Here is an 18,180-nt window from a genome sequence, read left to right on the forward strand (position 1 = left end):
CACCCAACCTCCGCCAGCGACCGCGTCTGCACGCCGACACGCCGCCATCGCGCGTACAACAGCGGTCGCTCGCGCGGGTTCAACGACCGATGGAACCCGCGGTCGGGCTGGTGCGTCCGATCAGGCATGGACTACTGCCTGAGTGACGGCGACGGCTCCGCGACGATCTGGTCCGCGACGCCCGATCTGGACGTCGACGGTAACGACGCGTTCGACGCGGTCGGGATCGACTTCGACGGTGACGGTCTGCTCGACGACGCGATGGCCGATCTCGACGCCGACGGTGTGGCCGACCATCTGGTGCGCGACCATGCTGACGCCGCAACCTATTTCACCGACGACGGCACCGGAACGTGGGCGGTCAGCGTGGAGCGGGGGCTGCGCTGGTTCGGGCTCGACGGTGTCGAGCAGTTCGGGGGGCCGCTGGTCGACCTCGACGCCGACGGCCAGACCGACGACCGCCTGACCGACAGTGACGGCGACGGGCTGGCCGACCGCGCGCTTGCAGGCGAGGACGCCTATGTCGACGCCGACGCCGACGGTGCATGGGACATCAAGCTGACCGACAGTGACGGCGACGGCCGTGCCGACTCGGCCGCCGAACTCTCATGACAAGCGTTCGAGCAGGTTTTTGGCGTCGCGTAAGTCGGCCGTCTCGAAGCCTTCGGTGAACCAGCTGTAGACCGGCTCGAGGAGTTCGCGCGCATCGTCGCGCCGTCCGTCCGCCTCCCACATACGGCTCATACTGGTCGCCGCGCGCAGCTCCCACGACTTGGCTTGCCGATCGCGTGCTACGGCCAGCGCCGCCTCGAAGCACCGCTCGGCCTGCGGTGGATCGGGCCGGCCTTGCTTCAGCAGGAGTTCACCGCGAATGCGATGCACTTCTGCGGCGTAAAGGCGCTCGTCGTTGCGCCGGACCCATTCCTCGGCTTCGTCAAGGGCGGCCATGCCCTTCTCGATTTCGCCTGCAGCGCCGTAGGCTTCCGCCAACAGCGCCAGATACCAGGGCCACACCGCACCCATCCGCATCGCCCGACGACGGTCCATCGCCTCGCGGATGTCGGCGATTCCCGCGGCCACCTCCCCCTGCTGCACGCGCGCCCAACCGCGCGGAAGCAGACACCAAAGCATCATCGCCTGCGACTGTTGCTCGGTGGAGACGCGCAGCGCCTCCTGGGCCAACGCATGCGCTTTCTCGGGCTCACGGCGAAGCTGTGCCAGCTTGGCGGCGAACAGGAGTGCGATGGCGATGCTGTATGGGTGCTGGAGTTCCTCGCCATGAGCCACCGTCCGAGCGATGGCTTCGCTCGCTTCGGCCGGATAGCCAAGGACCCAGCTGGACAGCGAATCGAGGTAACCGCACACGATGCCGGGATTCTGGTTATAAGCGGCGATACCCGCCAGGTGCTGATCGGGGTTGTAGTACGCCAGGCCCCTACGGCTGTGGATGCGAACATCCACGACGTCACCCTGCCACCATGCGGAGTAAGCCACCATCCAATGGGCCGCCGCCAAGGCAAGCGCATCACCATGCGGCTCGGCCAGTTTCAGGAACTCGTCCGATAACCGGCGCGCTTCCGGAAGCTGCCCGCGAAGAATCCTTGCGTAAGCCAAGCCCGAAAGCGCGGGGAACGACGCTGAGGTATTGCGCAGCTGGCGCGCCAACTCGTATGCACGGGCGTGAACGTGCTCCACCGAATGGGGGCCGGTCAGGATGCTCTGTGCGGGACCCAGTACCTGCTGCAGGGACAGTTCAACGGAGGCTCGGCGTGGCGTGTCGGAAAGCGTCGCGACCAACTGCAGTCCGCGGCTGGCGTGGTTCACCGCCTCTTGGCTGGCATGGCGGCCGAGTGCGCGTTTGGCTGCTGCCAGCCAGTAGGGAACGGCTTGTTCGGTCAGACCGGCCTCGGTGTAGTGCCGGGCGAGCAACTCGGGCTGCGTCTCGACAATCTCTGGGAAGGCGGATTCGATTGCAGCGGCGATCCGTTGGTGATGCTGCTGCCGGGTGCCTTTCAGTAGCGACTGGTAGGCCGCGTCCTGAACGAGCGCGTGCTTGAACCGGTACGTCGCTTGCGGGGGAGCGCCCTGTTGATAAAGGAACTCGGCAGCGACCAATTGTGCGAGACCCGCTTGGAGAACGTGTTCGGGCCACGGGGATACGGCCGTCAACAAGCTGTAGCTGAATTCGCGGCCGATCACCGCGCCGAACTGCGCCAACGACTTGGTGGCCGAGAGACGATCCAGGCGCGCCATCAGCGAGTCGTGCAAGGTATTGGGGACAGCCAACGGTGCGACCGGACCGGCCAACTCGAACCGGTCCGCGCGCTCGGTGAGCAGGCCCGATTCGAGTACCGTCTTGGTGAGCTCTTCGACGAACAGGGGAACCCCATCGGTCTTCGCCGCCACATCGGCGACGATCTCGCGGGGCAGGGGCTTCCCGCGGGCCACCCGACCGATCATCTCGACGGCTTCGTCGGCACCCAAGCGAGCCAAGTCGATCCGGGTCATGTCCGGGCGATCGGTCCAGGGATCGCGGAACTCGGGACGACACGTGAACACCGCGAGCACCCGGACGTCGGGGATCTGGTCGGTGAACATCGTCAAGAACTCGACGGTCGTCGGGTCAACCCAGTGCAGATCCTCGACGATGAAGAGCACCGGTTGCGTGGCGGCGCGGCGACGAAGAATCGACTGAAGCGCCAGCATCGTCTGCTGCTTCTGCAGGTCGGGCGGAAGATCGGGGAATGTCGCATCCTCGGGCGGCGGAATGGAGAGCATCGCGCAGAGGTGGGGGAGGGCATCGTCGAGCGGTAAGCCGCTGGCATTGAAGAACGCTTCGAGCTTGTGACGTTTGTCGTCGACCGTCTCGGGCCGCTCGAAGCGAAGCACCACCCGTTCGAAGAGATCGATGAAGGGATGGAACGCGGTGTCCCGGTGATACGGCGATGCCTGGCACGCGGTCACCCAGGCGTCTTGGTCGGCTGCCCGTTGGGTAAGGGCATGGACCAACCGCGACTTGCCGATGCCCGGCTCTCCTGTGATCAGCACGACTCGGCCATTACCGGCACGCGTTGTGGCCCAAAGTCTTTCGAGCAGGCTTACTTCGGCGGTCCGTCCGACCATCGGTGTCAGTTCGGTCGCGCTGACCGTCTCGAGCCTTGTGCGGGCGCTCGTTTCGTGAAGGACGTGGTAGATCTCCAGTGGCGTCGCTACGCCCTTGAGAGCGGGCGTCCCGAGGGGTCGACAGGTGAAGTAGCCGCCGACGAGATCGTGGGTCAATGGACCGATCACCAGCGTGTTCGGCTCGGCCACGCTCTGCAGGCGCGCCGCGATGTTGGGGGTATCGCCGAGCGCCATCAGTTCGTGTCGGGCCTTTCCGACCACTTCACCGACGACGACGAGCCCGGTATCGCAGCCGAGACGGATCGCCAGTTCGACGCCGTGCCGGCTCTGGAGCCGGGTGTTGAGTGAGGTGACCGCGTCGATCATCCCCAGCCCGGCCCGCACCGCGCGCTGCGCATCGTCCTCGTGCGCCTGCGGGTAGCCGAAGAAGACCAACAGACCGTCGCCGAGATATTGCGCGATGTAGCCGTCGAAGTGATCGATCACGGTGCCGCACATCTCGTAGTACTCGCGCATTACGTCGCGGAGATCTTCCGGATCCAACTGCCGCGACAGCGGTGTCGAGTCGACGAGGTCACAGAACAACACCGTGAGTTGTCGCCGCTCCGCGTCCGGGGGAGCCTCGTCGTTAGCCCGCCAAACAAGGCCCTGTCCGTCCGCGCTGACTCGGTCGGCGTAGGCGTAATGAAATTCCGCGCACAATGACTCGAGGCGCTCGTCGTCCAGTCCGTACTGCTCCCGGAGAGCGCGATAGGACACGCGCCCTCGTTCTCGAAGAAGTTCGAGCACGTCATCTAGCAGCGCGTAGAAGTCCATGACAGTCCCCCGCATCGGGCACCTCAATCGTGCGGCGACAAGTGGGCAAATGGAGTGACTTCGACAAAAAGGGCGATTAGCCGCGGCCAGACCCCGGCGGGCCCGCGAACGCCTGCGCGACGCCCAGCCACTGCTCGGCGTCCGGACCGTCGGCGCGCACATCGAGTTCCGAGCGCGATCGCCGCTGGGTCACCAGCATGCAGAAGTCCTCCGCGGAACCGGACACCCGCTGCGCCGCGTCCTCCGGTCCCCACGACCAGGTCGACCCGTCCGGTGCGCGCAACTCGACGTAAAACGGTTCGGCCGGCGGCTCCAGGCCGTTGATCACGAACGCGAAATCGCGTGTGCGCACACCGATGTGAGCGATCGACCGCAGCCGCGCGGTGGGCTCTCTGCGCACACCGAGAGCGTCGGCGACATCGAGGCCGTGCGCCCACGTCTCCATCAACCGGGCCGTCGCCATCGACGCGGCGCTCATCGGCGGGCCGAACCAGGGCAGCTTGCGGCCCTCGGCGACGGTCAGCAGCGCGTCGTGCAACCGGGACCGGGTCGCGCGCCAGTCGGCAAGCAGGTCCGGCGGCGACATGGCGGCCAGCTCCTCGGCGCCCGCATCGACGAAGCCGGTCGGGTTCTTGCCTGCCTCTTCGAGCAGGTCGGCGAAGGCGGCCTCGTCGGTGACGGCGGTCAGCGCGACACGGTCGGTCCACAGCAGATGTGCGATCTGATGCGCGATGGTCCAGCCCTCGGCCGGAGTGGGTTCTGCCCACCCCTCGGCGGGAAGGTCGGACACGAGGGCGTCGAGTTCGTCGCTCTCGGCGCGCAGGTCGGCCACCATCGGCGCGGCACCAGCCATGCCGGCCACCTTAGCCCGGGGTCGGCGACCGTTTCGCGATTGTCGCGTGTGCGGCCAGACCGGCGAGATACACGCCGACGCCGGCCAACGCGAGCGCCGGTTGGCGTCCGTCCGGCGGAATCACGCTCGCGCTCAACGCGATCGCCCCGATGAACGACATCCAGAACAGCGAGTCCTGCACGGTGAACACATGCCCGCGCAGGCCGTCGTCGACGTCAAGCTGCATGGCGTTGTCCGCGCACAGCTTGACCACCTGGCCCGCCATACCGAGCAGGAACCCGCAGGCCACCATCATCGCCAGCTGCAGGCCGGACCCGGCCAGCTGGACCAGCGCGGCGATCGCCAACGCGCCGTTGGTCGTGGCGTACCGGCCCCAGCGCCGCACCGCCACCGGCATGACCGCGGCGCCGATGAAGGCGCCCGCGCCGGTCGCCGCGACGAACAGCACCGCGGTGCCCAACCCGGCGACCTGCGCAGTGTCGGTGTGCCGCACCATCACCAGCACCAGCAGGCTGTTGATCCCGAACACCATCCGATGCGCGGCCAGGCCCGCCAACGTCGCGGCCACGGCGGGTACCGCCGTCACGGTTCTGACTCCGTGCACCCAGCCGGTGGCGACCGCGTAGAGCACCGAGCCGTGTACCGCACGCGCGCTGTCGTCGGGTCCCAGCAGCCGCGGCGGAAAACGCCACGCCAACCACAGGGCTAGGGCCACCGGAGCGGCCACAATGAGGATGATGACCGCGGAACCGGCGTCGTCGGCGCCGAACAGCCAGCGCGGCAGCAGCATGAAGTTGGCGCCGAGGAACGCGGCGGCCGCGCCGGCCGCGATCGCAACGGAGTTCATCGTCGCCACTTGATCTCTGGGCACGACATGCGGCAGCGCCGCGGACAGCCCGGACGACACGAAGCGGGTGAACCCGTTGACGATCAGCGCACAGCACAGGATCGCCAGATCTCCCGCCCCGGATTCGAGCAGCTGCGCGACGGCGAGCACCAGCACCAGGCGGCCGGCGTTCGCCGCGACCAGCACCAGCCGACGATCCCAGCGGTCGAGCAGCGCTCCGGCGAACGGACCCAGCAACGAGTAGGGCAGGAACAGCACCGCGAACGCGCCGGCGATCGCCCACGGTTCGGCGGCGCGCTGTGGATTGAACAAGATCGCGCCTGCCAACCCCGCCGAGAACAGCCCGTCGCCGAACTGGCTCACCAGCCGCAGTTCCAGCAGACGCCGAAACTCGGGCAGGCCACGCACCGACCGCCACACGGCGACGGGCGCGCGAAAATCGGCCAAGGGGGATCCCGTTCCTGATAAGCGGCGGATCGGACCGCACCCACAGTACAAATATCGGGGCAGCGTCGCGCTTGTGCGCAACTACCGGGGTTGCCGGTGCCATGATGGACGGGTGGCGCAGTCAGAGGACCCGGAGGATTTCATCGCGCCTGCCGCGCCGCGAGTGCGGGCGGGGACACTGCTGCTTGCCAACACAGACCTGCTGGAACCGACGTTTCGCCGCAGCGTCATCTACGTCGTGGAACACAACGACGGCGGCACCCTCGGCGTCGTCCTGAACCGGGCGAGCGAGACGGCGGTCTACAACGTGTTGCCCCAGTGGGCCAAGCTGGCCGCCAAACCGAAGACCATGTTCATCGGCGGACCGGTCAAACGCGATGCGGCGCTGTGCCTGGCGACTCTGCGCGCGGGGATGGAGGCCACCGACTGTCCCGGTCTGCGCCATGTGCAGGGGCGGATGGTGATGGTCGATCTCGATGCCGATCCCGACTCGATCGCCCCGGTGGTCGAGGGCATCAGAATCTTCGCCGGCTACTCGGGCTGGACGATCGGCCAACTCGAAGGCGAGATCGAGCGCGACGACTGGATCGTGTTGTCCGCGCTGCCATCCGACGTTCTGGTCGAACCGAAGGTCGACCTGTGGTCGCGGGTGCTGCGCAGACAGCCGCTGCCGCTGTCGTTGCTCGCGACGCATCCGATCGACGTCAGCCGCAACTAGTTCCTCAACTGCAGGACAGCGTGCAGGAGGCGCACGCGCCGCCGCAGCCGCCGGCTTCGCTGCGTTCAGGGTTGGACAGATGGGCGGCCATCTTCGCGCTCTGCCAGCATCCGGCCCCGACGGTTCCGAGCGCTCCGACCACGCAGACGATCAACACGACGGTGGCCGTGCCGGGATCGGCCGCCAGTGCGACGGCGCCGCCGGCGGCCAGCATCGCGGCGGCCGCCAGTTGGACCGGTGCCACCGAGCGCAACACCGTGCGCACCGGGTCCTCGGGATGCGGCCGTCGCAGCAGCCAGCCGCCGACCGCGGCGATCGCGCCGGCAGCGCACAGGCAGAGCACCGCGGCGATGAGCATGGGCCACACAATATCGAGACCCGTCGCGTCCGACGAGTTGGGACGTCCCCCGGGCGCCAGGCTTCGCCCGGGGGACGGGCCTAACCCGGCAGGCCCGGCTGGGTTCCCAGCGCAGTCGCGCTCGGAGACCGCGGGGCGGCCGGCGCCGTCGCAGCTGACGGCGGATTCGACACCGGCGATGCCGCGCCGGGAGCGGCCGGAGCAGGGGCGCCGGGGGCCGCGGGCGCAGCGGGTGGTGCTGCGGCGGGTGCCCCGGGCACCGTGACCCGGAAACCGTTGACGATCGCGTCGGTGGCCTCAGCGGCCGGGACGACCTGGTCGACGCTCGTGGTGACGGACAGCGACACCAGATACTTGTCCGGGCCGGCAGTGGCGATGACGTGGCGCCGCGAGGTGTTCAACGTCATGTTGTTCTCGCGGTAGGTCCCCTCGATCACCGCCGACGGCATGCCACCGAACTCGGCCAGTGACGCATCGGTGGTACGCCACGCGGGCAGCTTCTGGCTGTCGATGAAGCCGTGGCTGATGGCCTCTTTGGGGTCGAAGTCGCCGACGAGCTTGTACACCACGACCTGTGCGTTCGACGTGTACAGCCCGTTGCCGCCGACCCGGTCCGCGATCACGGCGAAGGCATCGGGCACGTTCGGGTCTGGAACGTGCGACCAGCCGCGCGGCATCGGCAGGACGATGGTGAGCGCCTTGAACTCGCGGCTGTTCTGCGGCTCGAGCTTCACCCCTTTGTCGGCGAAGAACTCCGAGAGCGTGCCGGAGGCGGCGGGCGTGATCGTGGCGACCTGCGCCGGTGGGGCGGGCTGGGCGGCCAGGCCCGGGGCCGTCGTGCCGGCAGGCGCTGCCGCGGTCCCGGCGTGCGTCGCGGCCGTGCCGGCGGGTGTTGCCGCGCCGGCCGGAGTTGCCGCGCCCGCCGCGCCCGCTGGTGCCGCCGCACCGGCTGCGGTCGACGCGGCGCCCGGGCTCCCCGCGGTGGCAGAAGTCACACCCGGCGTGGTCACGCCCTGTTGGGTGAGGGGCGCAGCGTTCGGTGTGACGGTGACGGTCTGCGTGACGGTGGCCGGCGCGGGCACAGGCGGCTGCGGAACGAGAGGTTCGGCCGATGCGGTCGTGCCCGCGAAGCCGAGGACGCCGGCGGTGGCGGTGGCCACACCTGCGGCCAGAACCCGCCAGCGAGGGGCGATCTCGATCATCTGCGTCGGTCCTTCCGAACTGCACGGGAAGAGGTCAGGCGCTGACTGTATCGACCTGCCAAGCACGGCGACCAGCGTCGGAATCGACCTGCAACCGTGTTCTGACATCCCCGCAATGCAACCGAGACCGACCCGTGGCCGAAGCATCGCGGATAGGCGTGCTTATACCCTGTTCACGTGACAGACGCGCCGACCACCGACACCCCGCAGCACCGCTACACCGCGGAGCTGGCCGGGCAGATCGAGCGCACCTGGCAGCAGCGGTGGGCCGACGCGGGGACCTTCCACGTGCCCAACCCCGTCGGGTCGCTGGCGCCCGCCGACGGTTCGCCGGTGCCCGAAGACAAGATGTTCGTCCTGGACATGTTCCCGTATCCCTCGGGTGAGGGCCTGCACGTCGGGCACCCGCTGGGTTACATCGCGACCGATGTCTACGCCAGGTACTTCCGAATGACCGGGCACAACGTGTTGCACGCCTTGGGATTTGACGCGTTCGGCCTGCCCGCCGAGCAGTACGCCATCCAGACCGGGACGCATCCCCGGATCCGGACCGAGGCCAACATCGTCAACTTCAAGCGGCAGCTGGGCCGGCTGGGGTTCGGGCACGACTCGCGGCGCAGCTTCGCCACCACCGACGTCGACTACTACAAGTGGACGCAGTGGATCTTCCTGCAGATCTACAACGCGTGGTTCGACCCCGCCGTGCAGAAGGCCAGGCCGATCGCGGAGCTCGTCGAGGAGTTCGAGTCCGGGACACGCGCCCTCGACGACGGCCGGTCGTGGTCAGACCTCTCGAAGGGTGAGCGCGCCGACGTCATCGACTCGTATCGACTGGTCTATCGGGCCGACTCGCTGGTGAACTGGTGCCCCGGCTTGGGCACGGTGCTGGCCAACGAGGAGGTCACCTCCGACGGCCGCAGCGAGCGCGGCAATTTCCCGGTATTCCGGAAGCGCTTGCGGCAGTGGATGATGCGCATCACCGCCTACTCCGATCGCCTGCTCGACGACCTCGAACTGCTGGACTGGCCGGAGAAGGTCAAGACCATGCAGCGCAACTGGATCGGCCGGTCGACGGGAGCCTCTGTCCTTTTCGGCACCGATGCCGGGGACATCGAGGTGTTCACCACCCGGCCCGACACGTTGTTCGGCGCGACGTACATGGTGTTGGCGCCCGAACACGAACTGGTCGACAGGTTGGTTGCCGACCAGTGGCCCGCCGGCGTCGACGAGCGGTGGACGTACGGCGCCGCGACACCGGGAGAAGCGGTCGCCGCGTACCGGTCCGCGATCGCGGCCAAGTCCGACCTGGAGCGTCAGGAGAACAGGACCAAGACCGGTGTGTTCGTCGGCACCTACGCGACGAACCCCGCCAACGGTCAACGCGTGCCGATCTTCATCGCCGACTACGTGCTGCTCGGTTACGGCACCGGGGCCATCATGGCTGTACCCGGACACGACCATCGCGACTGGGAATTCGCGACCGAGTTCGGGCTGCCGATCGTGGAAGTCGTTGCCGGGGGTGATGTCACGCAGGCCCCCTACGCCGGCGAAGGCGAGATCGTGAACTCCGGCTACCTCAACGGGCTGAGCATCGCGTCGGCCAAGGAAGCGATCACCGCGCGGCTGGCGGCCGAGGGGCGCGGCCGGGAGCGCGTCGAATACAAGTTGAGAGACTGGCTTTTCGCGCGCCAGCGGTACTGGGGCGAGCCGTTCCCGATCGTCTACGACGAGGACGGTCGCGCACACCCGCTGCCGGAGTCCGCGCTGCCGGTCGAGCTGCCCGACGTGCCTGACTACTCGCCCGTGCTGTTCGATCCCGACGATGCCGACAGTGAGCCGTCACCGCCGCTGGGCAAAGCCACGGACTGGGTGAACGTCGAGCTGGATCTCGGTGACGGGCTCAAGTCCTACACCCGCGACACCAACGTCATGCCGCAGTGGGCCGCCAGCTCCTGGTACGAGCTGCGCTATACCGACCCGTACAACTCAGAGGAGTTGTGCGCCAAGGAGAACGAGGCCTACTGGATGGGTCCGCGGCCCGCCGAGCACGGCGCCGACGACCCGGGTGGTGTCGACCTGTACGTCGGCGGCGTCGAGCATGCGGTGCTGCACCTGCTGTACGCGCGCTTCTGGCACAAGGTGCTCTTCGACCTCGGCCACGTCAGCTCCTGCGAGCCGTACCGCCGGCTGGTGAACCAGGGTTACATCCAGGCGTTCGCCTACACCGACTCCCGAGGCGCCTACGTGCCCGCCGCGGAAGTCGTTGAGCGGGAAGGCAAGTTCTACTGGTCGGGTCCCGACGGCGAGATCGAGGTCTTCCAGGAGTTCGGGAAGATCGGCAAGAGCCTGAAGAACTCGGTGTCGCCCGACGAGATCTGCGACAACTACGGCGCGGACACGCTGCGGGTCTACGAGATGTCGATGGGCCCGCTGGAGGCGTCGCGGCCGTGGGCCACCAAGGACGTCGTCGGCGCATACCGGTTCCTGCAGCGGGTGTGGCGGCTGGTGGTCGACGAGGAGACCGGCGCCAACCGCGTCGCCGAACACGAGGCGATCGACGAGCCGACGCTGAAGTTGTTGCACCGCACCATCGCCGGTGTGACCGATGATTACACGAGCCTGCGCAACAACACCGCGGCGGCCAAACTGATCGAGTACACGAACCACCTCACCAAGGAGGGTGTGACGGCGCGCGCGGCGTTGGAGCCGCTGGTGTTGATGGTCGCGCCGCTGGCCCCGCATCTGGCCGAGGAGTTGTGGCGGCGACTGGGCCACGAATCGTCGCTGGCGCACGGCCCGTTCCCGGTCGCCGACCCGCAGTACCTGGTCGAGGACACCGTCGAGTACCCGGTTCAGGTCAACGGAAAGGTGCGCGGCCGGGTGACGGTCGCGGCGGACGCGGACACCGATGCGCTGGAGGCCGCCGCGTTGGCCGACGAGAAGGTTCAGGCGTTCATCAACGGCGCGACGCCGAAGAAGGTGATCGTGGTGGCGGGCCGCCTCGTCAACATCGTCGTCTGACCCCCGCCCCGCCGCTCGATTGTGATTCTGGCGACGGTTTGGGCGCTCTGAGCGTCGTCGGATTCACAAACGGCGGGGCTACTTGCGGGGGCGGACGATGACCTCGTGCATGTGGGCGTCCGGCGGGGTGTGCACCGCATCGGCGATCACCTTCGCCACGCTCTGCGGGCTCAGGAACCGCGACGGGTCGTACTCGCCGCCCTCGTAGGCGACCAACCCCTCTTGCATCTCGGTGGCGATCCGGCCCGGATGCACCGATGTCACCCGTAGCGACGGCTCGTCGTTGCGTAGTGAGTCGGCGAATGACCGCAAGGCGAACTTGCTCGCCGAATACGACGCCAAGCCCGGCGACGCATTGATTCCCGATCCGGAGTTGACGAACAGCACGTGTCCGCGCGCCGCGCGCAACGCCGGCAACAGTGCCAACGTAAGGGCCACCGCGCCAATGACGTTGACCTCCATGGAGGTTCGCCACTCGTCGATGGTGGATTCGGCGACCCGGCCCGGGAACGCCACCCCCGCGTTGTGGATCAGCACGTCCAGCTCGACGATAGGCTCGACCGCGGCCTCGATTCCCGAAACGTCAGCCAGGTCGATCGGCCACGTGGTCGCGCCGAACTGCGCGGCGACCTCGTCGAGTGCCGCCGACGGTCGACCCGCCAGAAACAGGGTGTGGCTGTCGGCGAGCGCCGTGGCGATCGCCGTCCCGAGCCCCCGTGAGGCACCCGTGATCATCGCGGTCGGCATGTCGAAACCCTACCGATCTGCGTTTCGCCGCAAAGCGTCGCATCATGGAACCGATGCCACCCGACCACAGCTTCGCTCCCACGCAGCTCGCGGCACGCGCTGCATACCTGCTGCGGGGTAACGACCTGGGCACCATGACGACCGCCGCGCCGCTGTTGTACCCGCACATGTGGAGCTGGGATGCGGCGTTCGTGGCGATCGGACTGGCCCCGCTGAGCGTCGAGCGCGCGGTGGTCGAACTCGACACCCTGCTCTCGGCGCAGTGGACCAACGGGATGATCCCGCACATCGTCTTCGCCAACGGTGTCGACGGGTATTTCCCCGGCCCAGCCCGCTGGGCCACGTCCGCGCTGGCCGCGCACGCGCCCCGCAACCGGCACACCTCCGGCATCACCCAGCCGCCGGTGCACGCGATCGCCGTGCAGCGCATCCTCGACCATGCCCGCACCCGGGGTCGGTCCACCCGCGCCGTCGCCGAGGCGTTCCTGGACCGCCGCTGGTCCGATCTCGTCCAGTGGCACCGCTGGCTCGCCGAGGCCCGCGACCCGAAGGAGCACGGCCGGGTCACGCTGTACCACGGCTGGGAGTCCGGTATGGACAACTCTCCGCGCTGGGACAGCGCTTATGCCAACGTGATTCCGGGCAACGTGCCGGAATACCAGCGCGAGGACAACACGATCGTCACCGACGCCAGTCAGCGCCCCTCCGACCTGGAGTACGACCGCTACCTCTGGTTGCTCGAGGAGATGAAGTCGGCCCGCTACGACGACGAATTGTTGCCCAAGGTCATGAGTTTCGCGGTCGAGGACGTGTTCGTCTCGGCCATTCTCGCCGTCGCCTGTGACGTACTGGCCGAGATCGGCGAGGACTACGGCAGACCCCGCGCCGACGTCCGCGAGCTCTACGCGTGGGGCCAGCGGTTCCGCGACGGCGTCATCGACACGACCGACGAAAGAACCGGCGCGGCACGAGATTTCGACCTCAAAGCCGGCAGATGGGTGGCCACCGAAACGGTCGCGCAGTTCGCCCCGTTGTTGTGCGGCGGCCTGCCCCACGACAAGGAACGCGCGCTGGTGAAGCTGCTGGAGGGCCCGCGGTTCTGCGCTCATCCCGACCTCAGGTACGCCTGCATCCCGTCGACGTCGCCGGTGTCGCGCGACTTCCGTGCGCGCGAGTACTGGCGCGGGCCGGTCTGGCCGGTGATGACGTGGCTGTTCTCGTGGTGCTTCGCGCGCCGCGGTTGGGCCGAGCGCGCGCGTCTGCTGCGCCAGGAGGGACTGCGGCAGGCCAGCGACGGAACGTTCGCCGAGTACTACGAACCCTTCACCGGCGAGCCGCTGGGCAGTATGCAGCAATCGTGGACGGCGGCCGCCGTCCTGGACTGGCTGGGTTAGCCCGCTACTCGGCCAGCCGCTCGAGCGGGTCGATGGCCTTGGTCAACGTCTCGATGTCCTCCGGGCTCAACCTCGACAGCAGGCTGGCCAGATGCGCGCGCCGGACCTCGAGCGCCTCCTGGTGCTGGGCGCGACCCTCCGGGGTGATGTCGACGAGCACCGCGCGCAGGTCCGACGGGTCGCGTGAGCGTTTGACCAGGCCCAACTTCTCCAACCGGCGAATCGCGACCGTGGTCGTGGGCGTGCGGACACGCTCGTGGGCGGCCAGATCGGTCATCCGCATCGGGCCCTGCTCCAACAGCGTGAGCAGGATCGACAGCTGCGCCAACGTGAGGTCACCTGCGTCGGTGCGGCCGGTATCGCTGCGACGCAGCACGGAGAAAACCCGGGACAGAACCCGCTGCAGCTCTCCTGAGAGCTCCGCGACCTGCGGTTCGACGACTTCCGCCATAATTTCGGCAGTCTAACCTGTCAGCCGCTGCCAGGATGCGTGACGGACGCGTTATTTCAAAGTCGTCGACGGCCCCGCTCACAGCACCTGCGAGAGGAACCGCTGCAGGCGTTCGGTCTCGGCGGCGTCGAAGATCTGCTCCGGTGGTCCGGTCTCGACCACTTTGCCGTGGTCCATGAACACCACGGCGTCCGACGTCGATCGGGCGAAGCCCATCTCGTGCGTGACCACCACCATGGTCATGCCGTCGGCGCCGAGGTCTGCGATCAGCGCGAGGATGCCCTTGACCAACTCCGGGTCGAGCGCCGAGGTCGCCTCGTCGAAGAACATCACCTGCGGCGCCATCGCCAGCGCCCGCGCAATCGCCACCCGCTGCTGCTGGCCGCCGGACAGCGTTGTCGGCCGCACCTCGGCCTTGTTGCGCAGGCCGACGCGGTCCAGGTGTGCCAGCCCGAGCTCGCGGGCCTCGTCGGCGCTGAGCCCTTTGAGCTTGCGCGGAGCCAGTGTCACGTTGTCCAGCACGCTGCGGTGCGGAAACAGGTTGAAGTTCTGGAAGACCATCCCGATGCGTTGGCGCAACTGGTCGGGATTGTCGGCCAGCACCGAGCGGCCGTCGAGCAGGATGTCGCCGCGGTCGGGCTCGTAGAGCCGGTTCAGCGTCCGCAACAACGTGGACTTGCCCGACCCCGACGGCCCGATCACCGCCGCGGTGCTGCCGGCGGGCACATCGATGTCCACGCCGCGAAGCACCGGGTTGGGACCGAACGAGAGGTGGATGTCGTTGGCGCTCAACGACACCGGATCGAAGGCCGATGTGCTCATCAGATCATCTCCTGAGACTTCGCCATCGGAAGCGGGTCCTCCTCGGAGGGTTTTCGTCCGCGTCGTAGCCGGTTGTCGATGTAGTTGACCAGATGTGTCAGCGGCACGGTCAGCAGGAGATAGAAGAAGCCCGCGGCCACCAGCGGTGACAAGTTGCCGGTCTGGGCGTTGAGGTCGCGTCCGACCTGGAACAGCTCACGTTGGTCGGCCACCAGTCCGAGAAAGTAGACCAGCGACGAGGCCTTCAGCAGCGAGATGAACTGGTTCATCAGCGCGGGCAGCACCCGCCGGACGCCCTGGGGTATCACGACCAGCCGCATCGATGCCGTGTACGAAAAGCCCAGTGCGCGCGACGCTTCCATCTGGCCGGCTTCGACGCTCTGGATGCCGGACCGGAAGATCTCCCCGACGTAGGCGGCGGCCATCAGGCCCAGCGCGGCGATGCCCAGCGGGAACGGGTTGTTGCCGGTGAGCCCGCCCACGACCGGGCCGACCCCGAGCCCGATCAGCAGGATGATGACCACCTCGGGCAGGCCGCGGAAGATGTCGGTGTACACCCGCGCGGGCCACCGCAGCCAACGATGCCGCGAGATCCCCGCGACCGCCAGCAGCATCCCCAGCACCAAGCCGATGACGGCTGCGCTGACGGTCAGGATCAGCGTGTTCGGCAGCCCGGTCTTCAACAGGTCCGGAACCGCCTGCCGGTACAGGTCCCAATTGAGGAACGAGTCCTTCAGTTGCGCCAGAGTCGATTTCGGCGCAGCGGGCCCGGCCGGGGCCTGCTGGTTCTCCGCGGCGATCGCATTGAAGTCCGGCAGTTGCGGCGGCGGAGCCGCCTTTGACCCCGGCTTCCAACCGGGCGGCAGCGCCCGCGGTACCCATTCGGAATACAGCCGCGCCCAGGTGCCATCGGCGATGACGGCGTCCAGCCCGGAGTTCAGCGCGTCGATGAGCGGGCGGTTCTCCTTGGCCACCGCCCACGCGACGAAATTGTCCAAGCTGAAGGTGTTTTCGATGATCTCGGCCGGATCGCCGGGCTGTACGGTCCCCGACGCCTGTTGGGACGGGGCCACCCACGCGTCGAGCTGCCGGGTCTTGAGGCTGGCGTAGACGGTGTTGTAGTCCGGGTACTTGACGGGCTCCAGGCCCAAGGTGTCGATGACGTAGGACTCCTGCACGGTGCCCTGCACCACGCCGATGCGTTGTCCGGGGGCCAGCTCGTCGAAGCCGGTGATCGGCGAACCCGTGGGTACGACGAGCGAAAAGTAGCCGAAGTCATAGCCGTTGGTGAAACCGACCGTGCGGCGCCGGGGCTCGGTCGTGGTGATCGACGAGGACCCCACATCGAAGCGTCGCGCTGCCACCTGTGCGAGCAACCCGGAGAACTCGGTGCCGACGAAGTTGATTCGCAGGCCCAGTTTGTCGGCGATCGCGCGCAGCACCTCGTTGTCGAAGCCGGTGAACTGGCCGGCGGAGTCGATGCAGATGCTCGGTGGCGCATCCGACAGGGTGCCGACGGTCAGGGTGCCCGGCTGGATCAGCCCCAGCGCGTCGACGTTGACCGCCGCCAGCGGCACCACCGAGGGCGTGGTGTACCGGTCCTCCTCGGGTCCGGTCGCCGCCGCGGCCAGGTTGGTCGGCAGTGCACTGGCGCTCTCGATCCCGGGAGGTGTGCACTGGTCCACGTTGGCGTGGGCGGGTCCGGCCAGACCGACACCGGTCACCAGCACCGCGACGAGCGCAACCACCAAGATCCTGCCGAACCGCGCGAACGGGGTCATCTGTGCAACGTATCGGTCAGGGCCGCGCGTTCGCCGGGTTGGGCTCGATCAGAATGTCACCGACGAGGCGCCGGTCCCGCGCAGCACACCACGTCGCACCAGTTCGGTGACCATGATGTGGCCCATCGCCTCGCTGCGGGCGATACAGGCCTCGCGTGCGGCCTCCGCATCACCGCCGCGGATGGCGGCGGTCTCGTCCTCGTGGAACGGCAGCATCTCGTCGTGGTCGCTCAGGTATGCCACCCAGAACGCGCGAGGTGTGAAGGCCTGGACCGACCGGATCAGCGCCGTCAGCCGCGGGCCGGCGTAGGCGTCGGTGATCACGGTGCGGTACTGCCATGCGGCGTCGTAGAAGGCGCGGGAGTCGCGGGTGCTGCGCAGCGTGTCGGTCAGTGCGTCCAGCCGTTCGACGACGCGGGGATCGGGCTCGGCGGCGGCGCGCGCCGACGCCATACCGGTCAGAAATCCGTGCAGCTCGTGGTGCTCACGCACGAACGCCTCGTCGAAACGTTCGACGAACGCCCCGCGGTGATACCGGGTGGACAAGATGCCGTCGTGTTCCATCTGCACGACGGCCTCTTGAATCGGCACGCGCGACAAACCGAGGTCCTGTGCGATCTCGTTGCGGTCGATTCGATCACCGGACCGGAGCTTGCCGGTCAGGACAAGGTTCACGACGTGCGCGACCACAAGGTCTTTTTCCTTGACCCCATACTTTTTGGGCATGGCGGCGACAGTCTCTCACGCACCACGCCTCGCCGGGAGCGGTTACGCTGGTTCAGCCGCCTTCGTTTTGACGACGGTCGCGCCACCGGACCAACGCTTCGGCTTCAGACAAGTCGTAGTCGGGTCCGTTGACCCCGACGGTCAGCATCGTGACGCCGAGGTCGGCCAGCGAAGCGGCCTCATCGATCAGGGCCTCGGCGGTCTTTCCCGACACGCCGGCCGACCGTTCGATGGCCGCCGGATCGCGTCCCACGTCGGCGCAGTGTCGCGCCAAAACCTCGGCCTTGCGCGGGTATTCGGTGCTGTCAGAGAAGCTGTGCCAGATGTCGCCGTACTCGGCGACCAGGCGCAGCGTCTTCTTCTCGCCACCGCCGCCGATGAGGACGGGGATGTCGCGGGTGGGCTGCGGGTTGAGCTTGGAAAGACGCGACGTGATGCGCGGCATCGCCGCGGCGAGGTCGTCGAGCCGGCTGCCTTTGGTGCCGAACTCGTAGCCGTACTCGTCGTAATCCTTCTGCTTCCAACCCGAACCGATGCCCAGGATCAGGCGACCGTCGCTGATGTGGTCGACGGTGCGTGCCATGTCTGCCAGCAGCTCGGGATTGCGGTACGAGTTGCAGGTCACCAGCGCGCCGATCTCGATGCGCGACGTCTGCTCGGCCCAGGCGCCCAGCATGGTCCAGCATTCGTAGTGGGCTCCGTCGGGGTCGCCGTAGAGCGGGAAGAAGTGGTCCCAGTTGAAGGCGACGTCGACACCGAGATCCTCACAGCGTCGGACCGCGTCGCGGATATGGCTGTACTTCGGGGAGTGCTGAGGCTGCAGTTGCACGCCCACACGAATCGGATAGCTCACACTTCAACCGTACGCAGCGTG

Annotated in this window: 15 protein-coding genes; 4 read left to right on the forward strand and 11 right to left on the reverse strand. The window is 67.8% G+C overall.

All coding sequences use genetic code 11. The features are described from left to right. Positions 1–126 precede the first annotated feature (126 nt). Positions 127–612: a hypothetical protein gene (locus tag AU197_RS17360; RefSeq protein WP_064403946.1), complete on the forward strand. Its 486-nt coding sequence runs from the start codon at positions 127–129 to the stop codon at positions 610–612. On the opposite strand, the gene AU197_RS17365 is transcribed toward AU197_RS17360, so the two are convergent. From AU197_RS17365 to AU197_RS17375, 3 genes are all read right to left on the reverse strand, one after another. Beyond that, positions 607–3,882, reverse strand: a complete 3,276-nt coding sequence (locus AU197_RS17365; RefSeq protein WP_197415579.1) for an AAA family ATPase — start codon at positions 3,880–3,882, stop codon at positions 607–609. The two genes, AU197_RS17360 and AU197_RS17365, sit on opposite strands and share 6 nt — an antisense overlap. Positions 3,883–4,015: 133 nt before the next feature. After that, entirely contained in the window at positions 4,016–4,792 is a 777-nt protein-coding gene (locus tag AU197_RS17370) for a TIGR03084 family metal-binding protein (RefSeq protein WP_064403959.1), read from the reverse strand. A gap of 10 nt (positions 4,793–4,802) precedes the next feature. Beyond that, complete coding sequence (locus AU197_RS17375; RefSeq protein WP_064403948.1) at positions 4,803–6,086, reverse strand: MFS transporter; 1,284 nt, start codon at positions 6,084–6,086, stop codon at positions 4,803–4,805. Positions 6,087–6,198: 112 nt separating this feature from the next. On the opposite strand from AU197_RS17375, the gene AU197_RS17380 reads away from it, so the two are divergent. Further along, complete coding sequence (locus AU197_RS17380; protein WP_064403949.1) at positions 6,199–6,804, forward strand: YqgE/AlgH family protein; 606 nt, start codon at positions 6,199–6,201, stop codon at positions 6,802–6,804. A gap of 4 nt (positions 6,805–6,808) precedes the next feature. Here the strand turns inward: AU197_RS17380 and AU197_RS17385 are convergent, their stop codons facing one another. Then, the gene (locus tag AU197_RS17385; RefSeq protein ID WP_064403950.1) at positions 6,809–7,162 is read right to left on the reverse strand and encodes a hypothetical protein; all 354 of its coding nucleotides are present in this window, start codon (positions 7,160–7,162) and stop codon (positions 6,809–6,811) included. Between the two features lie 80 nt (positions 7,163–7,242). Then, positions 7,243–8,364, reverse strand: a complete 1,122-nt coding sequence (locus AU197_RS17390) for an LpqN/LpqT family lipoprotein (RefSeq protein ID WP_064403951.1) — start codon at positions 8,362–8,364, stop codon at positions 7,243–7,245. A 177-nt stretch (positions 8,365–8,541) separates the two neighbouring features. Here AU197_RS17390 and leuS point away from each other — a divergent pair, with 177 nt between their 5' ends. Continuing rightward, complete coding sequence (gene leuS, locus AU197_RS17395; protein ID WP_064403952.1) at positions 8,542–11,385, forward strand: leucine--tRNA ligase; 2,844 nt, start codon at positions 8,542–8,544, stop codon at positions 11,383–11,385. Between the two features lie 78 nt (positions 11,386–11,463). Here the strand turns inward: leuS and AU197_RS17400 are convergent, their stop codons facing one another. Then, positions 11,464–12,132 carry an SDR family oxidoreductase gene (locus AU197_RS17400; protein WP_064403953.1) on the reverse strand — a complete coding sequence of 223 codons (669 nt, stop codon included), beginning with the start codon at positions 12,130–12,132 and terminating at the stop codon, positions 11,464–11,466. 53 nt (positions 12,133–12,185) lie between these two features. Between AU197_RS17400 and ggh the strand changes: the two genes are divergently transcribed. Next, a complete protein-coding gene (ggh, locus tag AU197_RS17405) occupies positions 12,186–13,526 on the forward strand; it encodes a glucosylglycerate hydrolase (RefSeq protein WP_064403960.1) in 1,341 nt (446 codons plus the stop codon). 4 nt (positions 13,527–13,530) lie between these two features. Here the strand turns inward: ggh and AU197_RS17410 are convergent, their stop codons facing one another. The 5 genes from AU197_RS17410 to AU197_RS17430 all read right to left on the reverse strand — a co-directional run bounded on the left by AU197_RS17410 (position 13,531) and on the right by AU197_RS17430 (position 18,159). Beyond that, positions 13,531–13,977 (reverse strand): MarR family winged helix-turn-helix transcriptional regulator, encoded by a 447-nt coding sequence (locus tag AU197_RS17410; protein WP_064403954.1) that lies wholly within the window; start codon positions 13,975–13,977, stop codon positions 13,531–13,533. Between the two features lie 78 nt (positions 13,978–14,055). Further along, positions 14,056–14,799: an amino acid ABC transporter ATP-binding protein gene (locus AU197_RS17415; RefSeq protein ID WP_064403955.1), complete on the reverse strand. Its 744-nt coding sequence runs from the start codon at positions 14,797–14,799 to the stop codon at positions 14,056–14,058. Further along, the gene (locus AU197_RS17420; RefSeq protein WP_064403956.1) at positions 14,799–16,580 is read right to left on the reverse strand and encodes an ABC transporter substrate-binding protein/permease; all 1,782 of its coding nucleotides are present in this window, start codon (positions 16,578–16,580) and stop codon (positions 14,799–14,801) included. Before AU197_RS17420 ends, AU197_RS17415 begins: the two co-directional genes overlap by 1 nt. Positions 16,581–16,628: 48 nt before the next feature. Next, complete coding sequence (locus AU197_RS17425) at positions 16,629–17,306, reverse strand: GntR family transcriptional regulator (protein WP_064403957.1); 678 nt, start codon at positions 17,304–17,306, stop codon at positions 16,629–16,631. 52 nt (positions 17,307–17,358) lie between these two features. Then, positions 17,359–18,159 (reverse strand): LLM class F420-dependent oxidoreductase, encoded by an 801-nt coding sequence (locus AU197_RS17430; protein ID WP_064403958.1) that lies wholly within the window; start codon positions 18,157–18,159, stop codon positions 17,359–17,361. Positions 18,160–18,180: the final 21 nt, after the last annotated feature.

It is taken from the genome of Mycobacterium sp. IS-1590 (genome assembly GCF_001500025.1).
Lineage (GTDB): Bacteria > Actinomycetota > Actinomycetes > Mycobacteriales > Mycobacteriaceae > Mycobacterium.

What these genes read in the sequence shown, in the direction of transcription:
- AU197_RS17360 (WP_064403946.1), top strand. Translation starts at nt 127, where the DNA reads ATGGACTACTGCCTGAGTGACGGCGACGGCTCCGCGACGATCTGGTCC.
- AU197_RS17370 (WP_064403959.1), bottom strand. Translation starts at nt 4,792, where the DNA reads ATGGCTGGTGCCGCGCCGATGGTGGCCGACCTGCGCGCCGAGAGCGAC.
- AU197_RS17385 (WP_064403950.1), bottom strand. Translation starts at nt 7,162, where the DNA reads ATGCTCATCGCCGCGGTGCTCTGCCTGTGCGCTGCCGGCGCGATCGCC.
- AU197_RS17390 (WP_064403951.1), bottom strand. Translation starts at nt 8,364, where the DNA reads ATGATCGAGATCGCCCCTCGCTGGCGGGTTCTGGCCGCAGGTGTGGCC.
- AU197_RS17400 (WP_064403953.1), bottom strand. Translation starts at nt 12,132, where the DNA reads ATGCCGACCGCGATGATCACGGGTGCCTCACGGGGGCTCGGGACGGCG.
- ggh (WP_064403960.1), top strand. Translation starts at nt 12,186, where the DNA reads ATGCCACCCGACCACAGCTTCGCTCCCACGCAGCTCGCGGCACGCGCT.
- AU197_RS17410 (WP_064403954.1), bottom strand. Translation starts at nt 13,977, where the DNA reads ATGGCGGAAGTCGTCGAACCGCAGGTCGCGGAGCTCTCAGGAGAGCTG.
- AU197_RS17415 (WP_064403955.1), bottom strand. Translation starts at nt 14,799, where the DNA reads ATGAGCACATCGGCCTTCGATCCGGTGTCGTTGAGCGCCAACGACATC.
- AU197_RS17420 (WP_064403956.1), bottom strand. Translation starts at nt 16,580, where the DNA reads ATGACCCCGTTCGCGCGGTTCGGCAGGATCTTGGTGGTTGCGCTCGTC.
- AU197_RS17425 (WP_064403957.1), bottom strand. Translation starts at nt 17,306, where the DNA reads ATGCCCAAAAAGTATGGGGTCAAGGAAAAAGACCTTGTGGTCGCGCAC.